Source organism: Pricia mediterranea (assembly GCF_032248455.1).
Classification (GTDB): Bacteria; Bacteroidota; Bacteroidia; order Flavobacteriales; family Flavobacteriaceae; genus Pricia; species Pricia mediterranea.
On the sequence record NZ_JAVTTP010000001.1, the window covers coordinates 2543696 to 2560385 of the forward strand.

The following is a 16690-nucleotide window of genomic DNA, read 5'->3' on the forward strand; positions in this document are numbered from 1 at the left end:
TGGTACTTTGAACGGATTGCCGCGTCGCCAACACTTGATTGACACTAAATTAGTTTAATCGGATTGCCGCGTCACACGTTTTGCCTTCGCTAACGTGCTCCTCGCACTTTAGAACAAAATGAAACTATGATAAAAAACGACTTGTTCCTCCGTGCCCTTACAGGCGAGACCGTAGAGCGCCCGCCCGTGTGGATGATGCGCCAAGCCGGCCGTTACTTGCCGGAGTTCATGGAAATCAAAGAAAAATACGATTTCTTTACCCGTTGCCGTACCCCCGAACTGGCTTCCGAAATAACAGTACAGCCCATCCGCAGGTTCGGGATGGACGCGGCCATTCTATTTTGCGATATTTTGGTCATTCCACAAGCGATGGATATCGAGGTGCAGATGAAGCCCAATTTCGGACCGTATCTGCCGAATCCCGTGCGTACCCAGAAAGACATAGACCGGGTCATCGTGCCCGATGTCGACGATGCGCTCGATTATGTGATGCAGGCCATCAAGGCTACCAAGGAAAAGCTGAACGACGAAGTGCCGCTGATCGGTTTTGCGGGATCACCTTGGACGATACTTTGTTATTGCGTACAAGGTCAGGGCAGCAAGAACTTTGACAAGGCCAAGGAACTCTGCTTTACAGAACCCGCTGCGGCTCATGAAATGCTTCAAAAAATTACGGATACGACCATTGCCTATCTAAAGGCGAAAGTCAAGGCGGGCGTAAATGCGGTACAGGTCTTCGATTCCTGGGGCGGTATGCTTTCCCCTAGCGATTATCAAGAGTTTTCCTGGCAGTACATCCAACAAATTATCGAAGCCCTCAAAGACGAAGCGCCCGTCATCGTGTTCGGCAAAGGATGCTGGTTCGCCTTGGGCGACATGGCGAAATCCGGAGCCGCCGCTCTCGGTGTAGATTGGACCTGCTCGCCCAAAAACGCACGCTATCTATCAGGCGGAAACATTACATTACAAGGTAACTTCGATCCTTCGCGCCTACTTTCCCCGCCCGCGGACATTAAAAGAATGGTGACCCAAATGATCGACGAATTTGGAAAGGATAAATACGTGGTGAATTTGGGACATGGTATTCTGCCGAATATCCCCGTCGAGAATGCGAAGGCATTTGTCGATGCGGTAAAGGAGTATAAAGTACAAAGCAATTAGTATTAAGTACTGAGTAAACTTGATGGGTGGTTAACGAGACATCGGGTTTTATAACGTGGAAGCGGTTTTATAACTAAATTCTTATCTACCTAAAATTACCCAATCGTCAAATAAGACAGAATACAATGGAATTTAAGACGGTGGACTTTTCTATAAATGGATAGTACTTTACTTTATATCAGTCCCCTTAACATTGGACTTACCGTCCTAGGTCAGGCTATGTTTTTTAAACGGATATACATGATACTTAATACTTTGTACTAAATACTAAAAATATGAGGGATAAATTCCACTCCTACATAAAAGTCCTGCAAGACACGATTACCGCAAAGCTCGAAGAAGTTGATGGCACGGCCAGATTTCGCGAAGATTTGTGGGAGCGTCCGGAAGGAGGCGGGGGTCGTACGAGGGTTATCGAGAACGGAAATGTTTTTGAAAAGGGCGGGGTGAACATCTCATCGGTTCACGGTGAGCTTCCCAAGAGCATGCAGGCCTATTTCGGGGTGGAGGATGCCGACTTCTTCGCCTGTGGATTGAGTTTGGTATTACATCCTAGAAGTCCCATGGTGCCGACCGTACACGCCAATTGGCGGTATTTCGAGATGTACGATAAAAGCGGGAGTATTGCAGATCAATGGTTCGGTGGGGGTCAGGATCTGACTCCCTATTACCTGTTCGAGGAAGATGCGGAACATTTTCATGCGGTCTGTAAGGCGGCCTGTGATAAACATGACCCGGAATTTTATACCTTGTACAAAAAACGATGCGACGAATATTTTTGGAACGGACATCGGAACGAGGCGCGGGGGGTCGGCGGACTCTTCTTTGATTACTGTAAAGCAACCGAGGAAATGGGAATGAACGATTGGTATAATTTCGTGACCGCGGTGGGCGACAGCTTCCTCGACAGCTATATACCGATTGTTTTAAAGCGGAAGGACATCGACTATACGGCCGATCAGCGCGAATGGCAGGAAATACGCCGTGGCCGTTACGTGGAGTTCAATCTAGTACACGATAAGGGCACTTTGTTCGGCCTGAAGACCAATGGACGTATTGAAAGTATTCTGATGAGCCTGCCACCCTTCGTGCAATGGCGGTATGATCATCGAGAGCAGGCAGGCAGCGAGGAAGAAAGATTGTTAGATGTACTCAAAAACCCTAGGGAATGGGTTTGAAGAACCGAAAATATGGGTCTGTTTCACACCTTGGCATTAATGCTAGGGCGCAGGCACAAAATAGATCAGGTTCAAATAGGCGGGGTCCGAAATGCCCATTGCATAGTCTATGGGCCCCGATCCTGATGCTTCTGCTTTTGGTCGCGATTACCTCCTGCAAATTTGGCAAAAAGCGAAAAAGTGACCTTAATATCGAATTTATGCTCGACACTTTAGATGTTGGCTACACCTACTGGTGGCCGGAAGCCGGACCATTTGTCGGCAATTGCGGAGACGAGCTGTCACTGGTATTTACGGGCGTAGTTAAGAATTTGGAAGCTCCCACCAACGAAGCCGGTCCTTTGTATATCCCGCAAAAAGGGACCATAGCCATTGAAGAAGTCTTCAAAATCAAAGATTTGGGAGACAGTACCTATAAAAACCAAAGGTTTTTTACAACGGATTGCTTTTACGAATCCGGAATCGGTACGGGTGATACGGTACTGGTGGTCTGTTACGATTACGACGGGGCCTACACCATTCCCGGGAACGGCTCCCTCATGAAAATCGATGCCTTCGATGCCCCGGCCGTAGCGTCGATTAGAAACTATATCGACGCCGAGGAGAATCCCGAAAAAATCAAAAAGGATGTTGGGGTCTGGGCCAGTTATGGGCATGGTCGTGCCTTACAGCGGATAATCGAGTGTCGGGAAGAAACGGAGAATACCGATCAATCCATTTCTCATGATTCTAAATAGAATTTTGAATTAATTGTTATTACTATGTATCCTTTACGAAGAAATCGAAGACTGAGAACCAATCCTGCCATCCGCCATCTGGTGCGCGAGACCCTACTGACCCCGAGCGATTTTCTCGTGCCGCTTTTTGTGGTCGAGGGTAAAAGCACAAAGGAAGAAATTCCCTCCATGCCCGATTATTATCGGTTGAGTTTAGATTATCTTGAAAAAGAGGTCAAAGAACTGTGGGAACTAGGCCTCCGCGCCGTGCTTCTCTTCGTAAAGGTGTCCGACGACCTAAAGGATAACAAGGGTTCCGAGGCGGTGAACGATAAAGGCCTCATGCAATTGGCCATCAAGACGGTCAAAAATGCCTGTCCCCAAATGCTGGTTATGACCGACGTCGCCCTAGACCCTTATTCTTCTTTCGGGCATGACGGAATCGTGGAAGACGGACGGATTCTAAACGATGAATCCTCCGAAATATTGGCTGAAATGAGCCTCAGTCATGCCAATGCCGGAGCTGATTTTGTCGCCCCAAGTGATATGATGGACGGTCGCATCCGTACCATCCGGGAGGCCCTCGAAGATGAAGGCCTAACCGATACAGGAATTATGGCCTATAGTGCCAAATACGCCAGTGCCTTTTATGGCCCGTTCCGCGATGCCCTCGATTCCGCTCCTGTAGATCAAAAGGATGTGCCGGAGAATAAAAACACGTACCAAATGGATCCCGCGAACCGGATGGAAGCCCTAAAGGAAACCCGAATGGATGTCGAGGAAGGTGCCGATATCGTGATGATAAAACCAGGCCTCTGCTATTTGGATATCGTCCGTGAGATTCGTGATGCGGTCGAAGTCCCCGTCGCGGTCTATCAGGTCAGCGGGGAATACGCCATGCTTAAGGCCGCATCCGAAAAAGGATGGCTTGATCACGATGCCGTAATGATGGAGCAGTTGACGGCCATAAAAAGGGCGGGCGCCAATTTTATTGCGAGCTATTTCGCGAAAGATGCCGTGCGATTGATGTAGCCGAAACGTTTTGAATCCATGAAAACAGCAATTTATATACTACTCAGTTTATTCTTGGTCACCTTGCGGGGACAGGAAGATTCCTCGGTCGACACCATTCAAATCCCCGAAGACGCCTTGATTTCGGTTCACCCAGCCGACATGGGTCTGGACCCCTCCTCGCTGCACACCAAAGTCGATTCAATAATAACGAAAGGAATAAAAGAAGAAGCCTTTCCGGGAGCAGTGGTTCTCGTCGCGGTAAAAGGAAAAATTATTTTTGAGGAAGCCTACGGCTACCACACCTATGATAGCATCCAACGCACGGCTGCGGACGATATTTTCGACCTGGCGTCCGTCACCAAGATTGCGGGCCCGCTGCCCGCAATCATGAAATTGGTCGGTGAGGGTAAGCTGGATCTTGATGCCCCGTTCAGCACCTATTGGAAACGCTGGCAAAATCGAAAGGACAAGAAGAACATCACGCTTCGGGAAATCCTGGCGCATCAAGCGGGACTTGAACCTTATATCATTTTTTTGAACGAGGTGCTCAAAAAGAACGGTAAGCCAAAACGTAGGTTCGTTAGGGCCGAACCGAATAACCGTTTCCAATATCGGGCGTATGACGGACTGTACGTTAAAGACCGATTTGACCGAAAGATGTACCGCATGATCGACCGCTCGAAGGTGGCCCAAGAAAAGAAGTACCGCTATTCCGGACTCACCTTTCTCGTCTTTCCCGAGCTTATCGAACAGATGACTGGAGATTCCTACGAATACTATCTGCAAAAGAATTTCTATCTGCCCATAGGTGCGCCGACCCTAGGGTTTCGGCCCAGTACCAAAGGCTTTTCCAATAAAATTGTGCCTACCGAGGAGGACAGTATTTTTCGGCATACCCTGACCCAGGGTTGGGTACATGATGAAAATGCTTCCCTATTGGGCGGAGTATCCGGCAATGCGGGACTTTTCTCTACGGCGCGCGATCTAGCCAAAATGATGCAAATGTACCTACAGTACGGCATCTATAATGGCAAGCGCTATTTGTCGGGCGATACGGTCAGGGAATTTATCAAAGTACAGTATCCCGAAAACGACAACCGTCGGGGTTTGGGCTTTGACAAACCTTTGTTGGGGAACGACACCCTGGCTCTCGAAGACGCCTACCCCGCGCCGGAGGTAAGTCCTAAAAGCTTTGGCCATAGCGGCTTTACAGGGACCTTCGTTTGGGCCGACCCTAAAAATCAAATGGTTTATATTTTTCTGTCCAATCGGGTCTATCCGTCCCGCGACCATCGAAATCTTTACGAACTCCATATCCGATCGGCGGTGCAGCAGGTGTTCTATCAAGCCCTCGAGAGGAAAATAACCCAAGCCCCCGCTTACGGTTCCGAAACGATAAGTCCGGGCCGACAATAGTTAGTTGGTCGATAAGCATGGGAATCCCCGTCTTTTCAAAAAGATAGATTCACAGCATCCTTCAACTATAGCGTTCTAAAGAACAACTAGGCCTGATAATTTGACGTTTTGAATTCCAAGCCTGCCTACTTTTCATTATTTTAGCACAAAATCCGTCCATGGGCCTACTCATTTTCTACGCGCTTATCTCCATCTTTTTTTCGTTCTTGTGTTCTGTGCTGGAGGCGGTGTTGCTAAGCATCAATCCAACCTTCATAAACGTAAAGAAAAAAGAGGGCAAGGCCTACGCTTTAATCTTGGAGGAGCTAAAACGAGATGTGGATAAGCCTTTGATCGCCATTCTTACCTTAAACACTATAGCACATACTGTAGGTGCTATATTGGTGGGCGTTCAGGCCAAAGTCGCTTATGCGGAACTGTACGGTAGTACGCAACGGACTGCTTTCGGGGTAACATTTACCGAAGACCTGATGGTCGGGATTGTTTCGACCATTATGACGATTTTGATTTTGGTCGCATCCGAAATCATTCCCAAGACTATTGGGGCGACCTATTGGCGCAACCTGTCTAATTTTACCGCAAAAACCTTGAATATCATGGTGCTGGCGCTTAAATACACGGGATTGTTATGGTTTTTGCAGCTTTTCACCAAGTTGGTCGGTGGCAAGGCCCATGAGGGCAGTGTCTTTAGCCGGGAAGATTTTACGGCCATGACCGAGGTCGCCCAGGAAGAGGGCGTATTCGAAAAATCGGAATCCACGATAATCAAGAACCTGCTGCGCTTCGATGAGGTGTTGGTAAAAGATGTCATGACACCGAGGGCGGTGATGAAAATCGCCTCCGAAAAAACGACTATCGGTGAATTTTTTAAGGCCAATCCGAAAATGCGGTTTTCCCGTATCCCTGTCCATGGCGATAAGCTCGACCATATCGACGGCTTCGTCCTAAAGGATAATATCCTTGAGGAGATGGTCAAGGATAACGGTAATATACCTCTTTCTGAAATTAAACGGGAAATTTTGGTGACCGAACGAAATACCCCTATCCCCAAACTATTCGATACCCTGGTGAAAAAACGGGAACATGTCGCCCTTGTTGTGGACGAGTACGGCTCGGTAAGCGGTCTGGTCACCATGGAAGATGTTATCGAGACCCTACTCGGACTGGAAATCATGGACGAAAGTGATAGCGTGGCCGACCTTCAGGAACTAGCCCGAAAAAATTGGAAGACCCGAGCCCAGCGATCCGGCGTATTGGAATACAACTCCGGTCCCGGACCCATTGCCCCGACCGACGGATCAAATGAGGATGATGATGCCGATACAAAAGACACAAAATCCACGAAGCACGATTAATCCGTAACCCTGTCCTGAACCCGGTCGCTTTAAGGTTTTAAACTGTGCAGACAACTTTCAATATCTTATAATTTCATCTGCTTACCGATCGCTCGGTCTGTTTTTACGCCCCTACGTTCGTTCGCTGTTCTGAGATATCCCTTCATCGATAAATTCGGTGTTTACCACTATTCAGCCCGTTCTCGATGGTAGTAGAATAAAAGACTGACCGACCGGAAGGTTGGTTTGGACGTATTGTAGCGATGGTGCCCCATGTTTGAGGATTGCAACCCCAAGTTTCCAGACCTATCCAAAAATTTTTGAATTTAACGCACAAGCCAATTTCGATTGGATTACTAAAAGTGCTAAAATAGCTTGGTCGTTACTATATAAAGTTGCAATTTGTGACACGATATGCTTGAGAAACAGACCATAGAACACGAAAAGGCGGTTTTAATCGGAATTATGAACCGCGAACAGAACGAGGAAAAAGTGACCGAATATCTCGATGAACTCGAGTTCCTGACCTACACGGCTGGAGGTGAAGTCGAAAAACGTTTCGTTCAACGCATGGATCCGCCCGATCCCAAGACCTTTATCGGGAGCGGTAAAATGAAGGAAGTTGAGAAGTTCGTTAAGGAAAACGACATCGGTTCGGTTATTTTTGACGACGAGCTGAGTCCCGCCCAGCAACGCAATATCGAGAAGCAGTTGAAGTGCAAAATTTTAGATCGTACAACTCTGATCCTCGATATTTTCGCCCAACGTGCCAAGACCAGCTATGCCCGTACCCAGGTCGAACTGGCACAATATGAATATCTTTTGCCGAGGTTGACGGGACTTTGGACGCACTTGGAACGGCAGCGCGGAGGTATCGGAATGCGCGGTCCGGGGGAAACCGAGATCGAGACCGATAGACGTATCGTACGCGATAGGATTTCGTTGCTGAAAAAGAAACTGGCCAAGATAGATAAACAGATGGAGACCCAACGCGGCAACCGCGGCAGTTTGGTGCGGGTGGCCTTGGTCGGTTATACGAACGTAGGGAAGTCTACCTTGATGAACGTCATCAGCAAGAGCGATGTCTTTGCCGAAAACAAGCTTTTTGCTACATTGGATACCACCGTGCGTAAAGTAGTTATCGGAAACCTGCCTTTTCTTTTGACTGATACCGTCGGCTTTATCCGCAAGCTGCCCACCCAGTTGGTCGAAAGTTTTAAAAGTACTTTAGATGAGGTACGGGAGGCGGACTTGTTGCTTCATGTCGTCGATATTTCGCATCCGCAGTTCGAGGAGCACATCGATTCCGTAAACAAAATTCTATGCGAAATAGACAGCGCGGATAAGAGTACCATCATGGTGTTCAATAAAATCGATCTTTACAAGCATGAAACGATAGCCGAGGATGACCTCGTTACCGAAAAGACCGAAAGGCATTTTACCATCGAAGAGTGGAAACGCACCTGGATGCAAAGGGTAGGCGATAGGGCATTATTTATTTCGGCATTGAATAAAGAGAACCTGGATGAGTTTAAAAAAAGAGTGTACGACGAAGTACGCGATATACATGTCACCCGCTTTCCGTATAATGACTTTTTGTATCCGGAGCATCTAGACCAATATTAGTTTATAGGTTGGTGGGTTTCACCATTTATACAGTAAACAACACCATCTATACAAGGTCGTTTTTTCTAAGCCCGATGACCTGTTAATTTAGTTACAGGTTAGCGAACATTCTAGTGGTAGCCGCAGCAAGGGAATATACTCCAACTGACCAAAAAGCGTAAATCATGAAAAAGTGTGTTTTGATGTTTACTTTGTGGGTTATGGTGTTGGTCCTTGCCGTCTTAAGCCAAGCGAAGAATACTGCGAAATTCGATCAGGGGCTAATTGTTAGGGAAGACGCGGCGGAAAATTCCTTGTTGGAGAAAGAAGTTGTGATCGGGGAAAACATGACCGAAAATGCTGTACTAGGGAAAAATCTACAGGATAGTATTCGATAGTGCCAAAATAGTTTCTATGAGTGCCTTCCGATAAATGTTAATGATAGCACAAAATTTCTCATCCATGTATGGTGTTCATTGTGAATAAATTATGTAATTTTAGAACACTCAATTAACATTATCAAGCTGAGCGCTAGCCTTGAAGATGGAATTTTTGATTTTTGAATTTCTGTGACAGTCGCCCAGAAAGAGCAAAAAAGTTTTGATTACTATGAGACTGCCATTCCATAAGGTACGGTTCTAGGCATCGCGCTGTACAATTAAGCGTGGTTTTATGCCGCTTGATGGGACCATTATTGGAACACCTATCCAATTTTTTGGCATCCGGTGATGTGCTCGATTATAGGTTTCGGGGGAACTACCTGAATCAGCATCCTTTGTGGTAAATATCAATTCTGATACATCGTACGGACCGTACGGATTGGCGGTATCATAGTTTTTACATATACGACTTGGTTAGCGGAGGGAGTTGGAATTCATCCTATCCATAAAACCATGCACCCGACAACAGAGACAACAAAAGGAGTCGTTCTCGTTCTTTTAATGATAGCCTTGGGCGGGGCGCAATCCGTTTTCTCCCAATCGCAGGTCAATTTCAGACAGTTATCGGTCAAGGAAGGGCTTTCACAGAATAGCGCCATATCCATAACCCAAGACAGCACCGGTTATCTCTGGATCGCAACCCAAGACGGTCTGAACCGATACGACGGGAAAAAGTTCAAAGTCTATCCGTACCGGTTCGTGGACATCACGAAACGCGATTATAGCCATCTCGGAAAGGTCTATAACGATAGGCAGGGCGGGCTGTGGATAATCCCCATGGACAAAATTCCCCGCAAGTTCGATCCCCTGGGAGACAAGTTCGAGATCCTGCCCCATATTGACAATGCCAGCGTAATCTACCAAGGACAAGACGATAACCTGTGGATCGGTACTTATTCCAAAGGACTTTACGTATTGCGGCCCGATGCGGCCCGACCGGAGAAGGTGCTGCCGTTTTCCGAGGTTGGGGGGACAATCTACAATATCGCCCAAAACAGTGATGCCGTTGTGACATTGGCCACCGACGGGCACCTTGTCGTATATTCGCCCGAATCGGAAGAGGCGCTACGGATAGTTCCGAAGACCCGCCACGATACGGCGGAAATAAATTTTAGCGACATCGTTTATGATGCGGCGGGGCGGCAATGGATCGGGACTTTCGGCGATGGGCTTTATTTTAGGATAAAGAACGACGATAGTTTTTATCGTATCTCCGAACTGCCGTTTACGGATCCACTTACCCAGGACCTCAACATTTTGGACTTGCATATCGATTCAAAGAAGCGATTGTGGGTCGCTACCTATGGTCGAGGACTGTACATGATCGATTTCGAAAAAAACAGCATCGCACACTTCGGTGCCGAGAAACATAACCCGAAAGCCTTACATTATAACGACATCCTCTGTATTTATGAAGATTACACCGGTACCCTGTGGTTCGGTACTGATGGGGCGGGAGCAAGCTATTATGATGAATACCTTGAAAAGTTGAACTCCCTCACCAATTACGAAACCCCCGAGAACATCAATATCGACGTGGTACGGTCCATTACAGTCGATAAACATGGAATCGTTTGGATTGGTACCTCGGGTAAGGGCCTTACCCGATACGAGCCGGCCACCAATAGTTGGCTCACTTATAACGCGGCGTCCGGAAACCGGAATACGATATCCTCCGACCGGGTCATGAGCCTTTGGGCAGATGCAGACAATGATTTGTGGATCGGTACCCAAGGCGGCGGGCTCGACCTTCTGCTTGCCGATGGGAAGTTCCTGCATTATTCAATCGATACGGATGTTCCGTTGCGGGCCCAGACCATCTGGTGCATTTATAAGGATGACGCCGACCGAATTTGGCTGGGTACACGGGAGCAGGGATTGATTCTATTCGATAAGGAAAAAGGAAAAATCGATCGTTTCGTACACCATCCCGATCAAGGGAATAGCCTTCCGAGCAACAACATACGCGTAATTACCTCAGATGCAAAAGGAAACTTGTGGATAGGCACCGAAACCGATGGAGTTGCCCATTTCGATGTCGGGAAAAGGACTTTTAAAACCTATAACCGGAAGGATGGCGATTCTCTATCCAGCGACAGGATCAAGTCTCTTTATCATGGGCCTAACGGAATTCTTTGGATCGGCACCAATGGCGGCGGACTCGACGCCTTCGATATTAAAAATAAAAGATTCCGCACCTACACCGTCGACCAAGGCCTGGCCAATAACGTTATCTATTCCATTTTACCGGACGCCACGGGAAACCTTTGGCTAAGCTCCAACAAGGGTATTACCAAATTCGCTCCCGGCGCAACTTTTGCGGGAGATCCCCAAATCACCAACTACACGAATTATGCGGGTCTCGCCACGGAATTCAACACCGGGGCTTCTTATAAAGATCCGGACGGCACCCTTTATTTCGGTGGGTTGGACGGGTTTTATTGGTTCAGGCCCGATGAAATTAAGGAAAACACCATGCCGCCCAAGACTACTATCACTGGATTCAGCGTACTCGACGCCCCCCGTTCCCTATCCCGTCGCCCCGAACTCGATCATGACCAAAACACGGTCTCATTTACCTTTTCGAGCATGCAGTATTCCCTTCCCGAGAAGAACCGGTATCGGTACAAACTGGACAATTACGATGAGGATTGGGTGGAAGCGGGCAACGTCAATCTCGCTCGCTATACGCAACTACCGCCGGACGATTACCGATTTCAGGTCAGAAGTAGCAACTACGATGGGGTGTGGAGCGAAAATTCCGCAACCTACTCGTTTTCCATTGCACCGCCCTGGTACGCCACCGCCGCTGCCAAATTCGTATACGTCCTGTTGTTGTTGGCTACCATACTGATGGTATATATGTACCTCAAGTGGCGTTGGCGAATGCAGCTCGATTTGCGGCTAAAGGAGGATGAGACACGGCGATTGCAGCAATTGCACGATATGAAATCAAAACTGTATACCGATATATCCCACGAGTTCAGAACGCCGCTAACCTTGATTTCGGGGCCCATCGATGCCAAATTGGGCGAGGATGGACTTACTGACACCGAGGTCTCGAATTTTTCGATGATCAAACGCAACACCGACCGCTTGATTGCCCTGGTAGACCAGCTCTTGCACTTGGCAAAGCTCGAAAGGGGCAAACTGAAACTGAAAATGATGGAAGGCGACCTCGGTCTCTTTTTGGGGATGCTTGCCAGCTCTTTCGAATACCGGGCCTCGCAAAAAAATATGGATTACGACATCCAAATCGATCCTTTTGGAAGAGCGTATTACGATGGGGATGCCCTCGAGAAAATCGTGACGAACCTGCTATCAAATGCTTTTAAATATGGCCGTAACGGGGGAACGTGCCGGTTCGAGGCCTTGAAGAAGAGTGGGAAACTGCAAATAAGAATACGAAATACTGTAGAGGAACCATCTCAAATCGATGTCGAGAAGCTGTTCGCCCGTTTTTACCAAAAAGACGAACATGCCGAAGGTGCCGGGGTAGGCCTGTCTTTGGTCAAGGAGCTGGTACAGCTCTATCGAGGCGAAATCGGTGTTCGGATGGAAGCCGATGACACCATTTTTTTTCATGTTGAACTGCCTCTCGAAATTTCGATGCCCCAAACAAATAATCCAAAAGCTTCCACGGACGAAATGGTTCAGGAATGGCCGGAGCGGGAATTTGCCGCTCCCAACGGTGCCTCAAAGAGTTCGAATAAGCCATTCAACGACACGAATAGGTACCCAGAAGCAGCATCGACGGAAGCCCACTATATTGAGTCCAATGTTGATGAGGTATTCCCACACGCAATTTCCGTAAATGCCGATTCTAACGAACTGCCCCTGATTCTTATCGTCGAGGACCATAGCGAGGTTCGAAGCTTCCTAAAATCCGTATGGGCGGAACGATATGGCATTTTGGAAGCTGCGAACGGAGCTGAGGGTATCGAAAAGGCCTTGGAAACCGTACCCGACCTGATTATTTCCGATGTACGTATGCCCGAAGCCGACGGCATCGAACTCTGTCGCACCTTAAAATCCGACGGGCGTACCAGCCACATCCCGATTATTTTGTTGACCGCCGGTACCGATGAAGAACAGGAGATACAGGGGTTGCGGTCAGGTGCCGATGATTTTGTCGTAAAACCGTTTAAAATAAACGTTTTGCAAACCCGGGTCGAAAACTTGATAAGGGCCAGAAAGGCTTTGCGCGATCGCTATAGCCAAGAAGTGGTCTTGAAGAGCAAGGACCTCGCCATAACCCCCACTGATGAGAAATTATTGAACCGGCTTCAAAAGGTGCTTGACGAAAATCTGAACGACTCAGGTTTTAGCGCCAAATCATTCAGCCATAAAATGGGGATGAGCCGTATGCAGCTACATCGAAAATTGCAGGTTTATACGGGTTTAAGTACAACTGAGTTTATTCGCTCGCAACGTTTGAAACAGGCGTTGCACATTCTCAAGACCAGCGATTCCTCGGTTAGCGAGGTAGCCTACACGGTCGGCTTCAATACTCCGTCGTATTTTATCAAATGTTTTAAGGAAACCTACAAAAAAACCCCGGCGGATTATCTATAAAGTGCTCCATAGCTGGCGGTAGGGTAGATTTTCAAGTTCACGTTACATCTGTTGCATATATTGGTACATATGTGGTATCCGCTATTGCGATTGCTATGTAAATTGTACCTGAAACCTTCTAAAGTCCGGCTTCCCAATCAAATAAGTAGGCGGATAATCCTAAAATCCAAACTCCGAACCCAAAACCCGAGAACATGACCACCTTAAAAAAAATCGACCCCGCAACATGGGTGCTTTTCGCAATCTTGATACTGGCGGCCTGGATGGTAGTGGCCGCTTTGACTTCTCTAGAATTCGCATAAAATCCGCGATGGGTAGTAGATGACATAATATACATTTTAGCAAGACCGATTATACAGCTTGGAGCTTAAGCTGTTTGCCAAAACTCTCAAAGTTCCGATTAAAAATTGTTTCTACCTGTCGAACAGACCTGAGAATGTGAATTCTGACAGAAGGCCTTATGTTTACTTTTTGATGAACGGAACACCTATAGGTAGGAAATGAAAAATCTTAAAACGATCATGAAGTCAAAATTCCTGCTTGTCTTGGCCACCTCGCCATTTCTGTTGACCGGCAGCGCCTGTACTACCGATTCGGAAGCTTGAGACGAAGATTCCGAAGTACGCCCCTGGACCGTGACTATTTGATGAACTCGAACAACCAGTATTATGACCTAAAAGTATATCTGTGCAATATGCTTTGTTCGGATACCTTGGTTGCCCAAAACCGGGATATCAATGCGTAGGCAATAAATCCATATTTTAAGGTCAACCTGCTGTTCGAGGAGGGAAATCGTTAATACAAGTTGGAGAAGTGTGGCACTGCGCAGAACTATTTTCTAAGGTACTGCGAAACGCTAACAACATAATCGGAGCAGGAGTTGACCGCATTCGAGATTGGTATTTCGACTAGTACCTAATTAATGTCCTTTCTCGTGCGATCTATACAGGAAAACACGTCATCTATACATTTTTGGTTGAGTGGTCTGTTACAATTATTAATATTTCGAACTTTAGAATATTAAGCAATGATACATCGCATCGACAAAGTCCTTATAAATCCTTGAGCTACGGTGCGAATCACCAAATCGTTTTACGAGACCATCTAAAGCCATCTCCTATCGAACGATTAAAATCTGTGGGCACCTTTTAACACACCATTTCGATTGGCATAAAACCTTACGATCAACTATGATAAATACCTGACCAGATGTATTCCTTGAACAAATAGTCAAATTATCAAGGTCGCTTTCATCGGATTAGGGCTATCTTAGGTAAATATTAAGCTAAACCTTTAAAATCAGGAAATGAAAATCAGAACAAAAACATTCACATTCATCGTATTGCTGCTAATCGGGACCACGGTGCAGGGTCAGTTTCTCAAAAAACTGGGCAAACGTGCCGAAAAAGCGGCAGAACGCACCGTATTGAACAGGGCGGATGAAGAAGCAGCAAAAAAAACCGACCAGGCCTTGGACGAGGTTTTGACCATGGAGATGGGAACTATGGGCGGCTCCCAGGTCGACCCCGATGTACTGCCAGGTTCGTACGAGTTCGATTGGCGCTACACGTTGCGCATGTCGCACGAAAAGGGAGACATCGATTTGAACTATTTTTTATCTGAAGATGGCGGGGCTTTCGGTAGTAGACCAGAGCTGAACCAAGGCACAGGCTCTATGGGCAATATGTTGATGGTAATCGATCCAGGGCTTGAGACTACCACGATTCTGATGGACAATGGGGGACAGAAAACCGGTATGGTCATGTCGAATCCGGATTTGTCAGAAGCCGTCGCCCAAGAATCCGATATGGATGAATATGAATTGAAGGAAATCGGCACCAAGGAAATCCTGGGCTATACCTGCCAAGGCTTTCAGATGGAGAACGAAGATACAAAAATGACCATGTACATAGCTTTCGATACCCCTGTCAGTTTCAGTGATATGTACTCGGGTAGCAATGCCAAACAGCTACCTAAAGGATTTGATCCCAAATGGTTGGATAAAATCGGCGAGAACAGCCTGATGATGGAAATGGATTTTGTCAATAAAAAGAAGAAAAAGCAAAGTGCAAAAATGACCTGTGTCGCCTTGGAGAAAGACCCGATGACCATTGACCTCGGCGAATATAATTTTAGTAGCTTTTAGATTGGGACTTCAAACATTGAAGCCATTTCTTTCATGAAAGCAGAATAGGTGGGGATCAAAGTTTTTTTTGGGATATTCAATCCGGCAACCAAGATGTCAACGCTACATAAGTGTGAATAACGAATATCGTGAATTTCGAAGTAAACAACGGGTAAATACATTAGTTAACTATTAATAATCTTAAATATGAAAATTTTGAAGACAATGAAGGGAAATTTTTTTTTGATCGGCTGTGGCGCCGCAATGATTGCAATGACCGCAGGATGCAGTGAAGACGACCCCTTGAACCCGGCGGGCAACTGTTTCGACGGAAATTGGGCCCAAGAATATAGTGGTGAGTTGGAAAGATATTCCAACGCGGCTACAGCGTACAGCCAAGATCCGACCGAGAGCAATTGCAACGATTATAAAAATGCCGCAAAAGCCTATTTGGATGCCTTGGAATCCGTTTATAAGTGTGTACCCACGGCCAGTAGATCAGAAATAAAACAAAGTATCGACGAGGCCAAGGCGGACATCGACCGCGAAGGCTGCGATTAAGGTTTAGATCGATAATTCCGAATAACACGGACAGTTGGTAAAAGACCGAATCTGGAATTAAAGATCATGTTGCGCCAGACGTTGAATTTTGGTTTGGCTATTTGCTTCAACTCGGATGCGGGTACAATAGCCCCTAGGCAATTTCGAGGATAAAAAATGTTCGAGGGAATGATTGCCAGTAGCCCTAAGGCCTTTGCGGAATAATTTGGAATACCTCTGTCAACCATACAGGTTTTGCGACTAACTATACAAATCCGATTTACAGCTCGGTAATAGGTAGTAACTTCGAAAACATAACTTCCACTGATGAACTCAATATATCCCCAGAATTCCAAAAATCGGACGACCAAAGCGATTATCGTTTACGTCCTTCTTTTTGCCATTGCCGGTCTGAGCTTAGTCACCTGTTTTACGCTACTATTTCGGTAAGACTTACATTGTCCAAGATACCTATTTTTCTATATACGGACGAGCCACCACGGCGCTGACGTAGGCCACGATGTAGATAAACAATACAAGAATGTACTTGTCCATGGACAAAAGGGATAGGACTTCGCTACTTGAT

13 protein-coding genes are annotated in these 16690 nt (G+C 46.8%); 12 read left to right on the plus strand and 1 reads right to left on the minus strand.

Annotated features, from left to right (window positions below; all coding sequences use genetic code 11):
* Positions 1-126 precede the first annotated feature (126 nt).
* The 9 genes from hemE (at position 127) to RQM65_RS10480 (ending at position 13439) form a co-directional block, all read left to right on the plus strand.
* Entirely contained in the window at positions 127-1161 is a 1035-nt protein-coding gene (hemE, locus tag RQM65_RS10440) for a uroporphyrinogen decarboxylase (protein WP_314014788.1), read from the plus strand.
* Between the two features lie 275 nt (positions 1162-1436).
* Positions 1437-2339 (plus strand): oxygen-dependent coproporphyrinogen oxidase, encoded by a 903-nt coding sequence (gene hemF / locus RQM65_RS10445; protein ID WP_314014789.1) that lies wholly within the window; start codon positions 1437-1439, stop codon positions 2337-2339.
* Positions 2340-2539: 200 nt separating this feature from the next.
* The gene (locus RQM65_RS10450; RefSeq protein ID WP_314014791.1) at positions 2540-3076 is read left to right on the plus strand and encodes a hypothetical protein; all 537 of its coding nucleotides are present in this window, start codon (positions 2540-2542) and stop codon (positions 3074-3076) included.
* A 24-nt stretch (positions 3077-3100) separates the two neighbouring features.
* Positions 3101-4087 (plus strand): porphobilinogen synthase, encoded by a 987-nt coding sequence (gene hemB, locus RQM65_RS10455; RefSeq protein ID WP_314014793.1) that lies wholly within the window; start codon positions 3101-3103, stop codon positions 4085-4087.
* 18 nt (positions 4088-4105) lie between these two features.
* Positions 4106-5485 carry a serine hydrolase domain-containing protein gene (locus tag RQM65_RS10460; protein ID WP_314014794.1) on the plus strand — a complete coding sequence of 460 codons (1380 nt, stop codon included), beginning with the start codon at positions 4106-4108 and terminating at the stop codon, positions 5483-5485.
* A 158-nt stretch (positions 5486-5643) separates the two neighbouring features.
* Positions 5644-6840, plus strand: coding sequence for a CNNM domain-containing protein (locus tag RQM65_RS10465; RefSeq protein WP_314014796.1), 1197 nt, complete (start codon positions 5644-5646; stop codon positions 6838-6840).
* Between the two features lie 393 nt (positions 6841-7233).
* A complete protein-coding gene (hflX, locus tag RQM65_RS10470) occupies positions 7234-8445 on the plus strand; it encodes a GTPase HflX (RefSeq protein WP_314014798.1) in 1212 nt (403 codons plus the stop codon).
* Between the two features lie 164 nt (positions 8446-8609).
* The gene (locus RQM65_RS10475; protein WP_314014799.1) at positions 8610-8822 is read left to right on the plus strand and encodes a hypothetical protein; all 213 of its coding nucleotides are present in this window, start codon (positions 8610-8612) and stop codon (positions 8820-8822) included.
* A gap of 495 nt (positions 8823-9317) precedes the next feature.
* On the plus strand, positions 9318-13439 hold the full coding sequence (locus tag RQM65_RS10480; RefSeq protein WP_314014801.1) for a hybrid sensor histidine kinase/response regulator transcription factor: 4122 nt from the start codon (positions 9318-9320) through the stop codon (positions 13437-13439).
* Between the two features lie 118 nt (positions 13440-13557).
* Here the strand turns inward: RQM65_RS10480 and RQM65_RS10485 are convergent, their stop codons facing one another.
* Positions 13558-13767, minus strand: coding sequence for a hypothetical protein (locus tag RQM65_RS10485; RefSeq protein WP_314014803.1), 210 nt, complete (start codon positions 13765-13767; stop codon positions 13558-13560).
* A 273-nt stretch (positions 13768-14040) separates the two neighbouring features.
* On the opposite strand from RQM65_RS10485, the gene RQM65_RS10490 reads away from it, so the two are divergent.
* The 3 genes from RQM65_RS10490 (at position 14041) to RQM65_RS10500 (ending at position 16125) form a co-directional block, all read left to right on the plus strand.
* Complete coding sequence (locus tag RQM65_RS10490) at positions 14041-14184, plus strand: hypothetical protein (RefSeq protein WP_314014805.1); 144 nt, start codon at positions 14041-14043, stop codon at positions 14182-14184.
* A gap of 561 nt (positions 14185-14745) precedes the next feature.
* Positions 14746-15585: a DUF4412 domain-containing protein gene (locus RQM65_RS10495; protein ID WP_314014806.1), complete on the plus strand. Its 840-nt coding sequence runs from the start codon at positions 14746-14748 to the stop codon at positions 15583-15585.
* Positions 15586-15771: 186 nt separating this feature from the next.
* The gene (locus RQM65_RS10500) at positions 15772-16125 is read left to right on the plus strand and encodes a hypothetical protein (RefSeq protein WP_314014808.1); all 354 of its coding nucleotides are present in this window, start codon (positions 15772-15774) and stop codon (positions 16123-16125) included.
* The last annotated feature ends 565 nt before the right edge of the window (positions 16126-16690 follow it).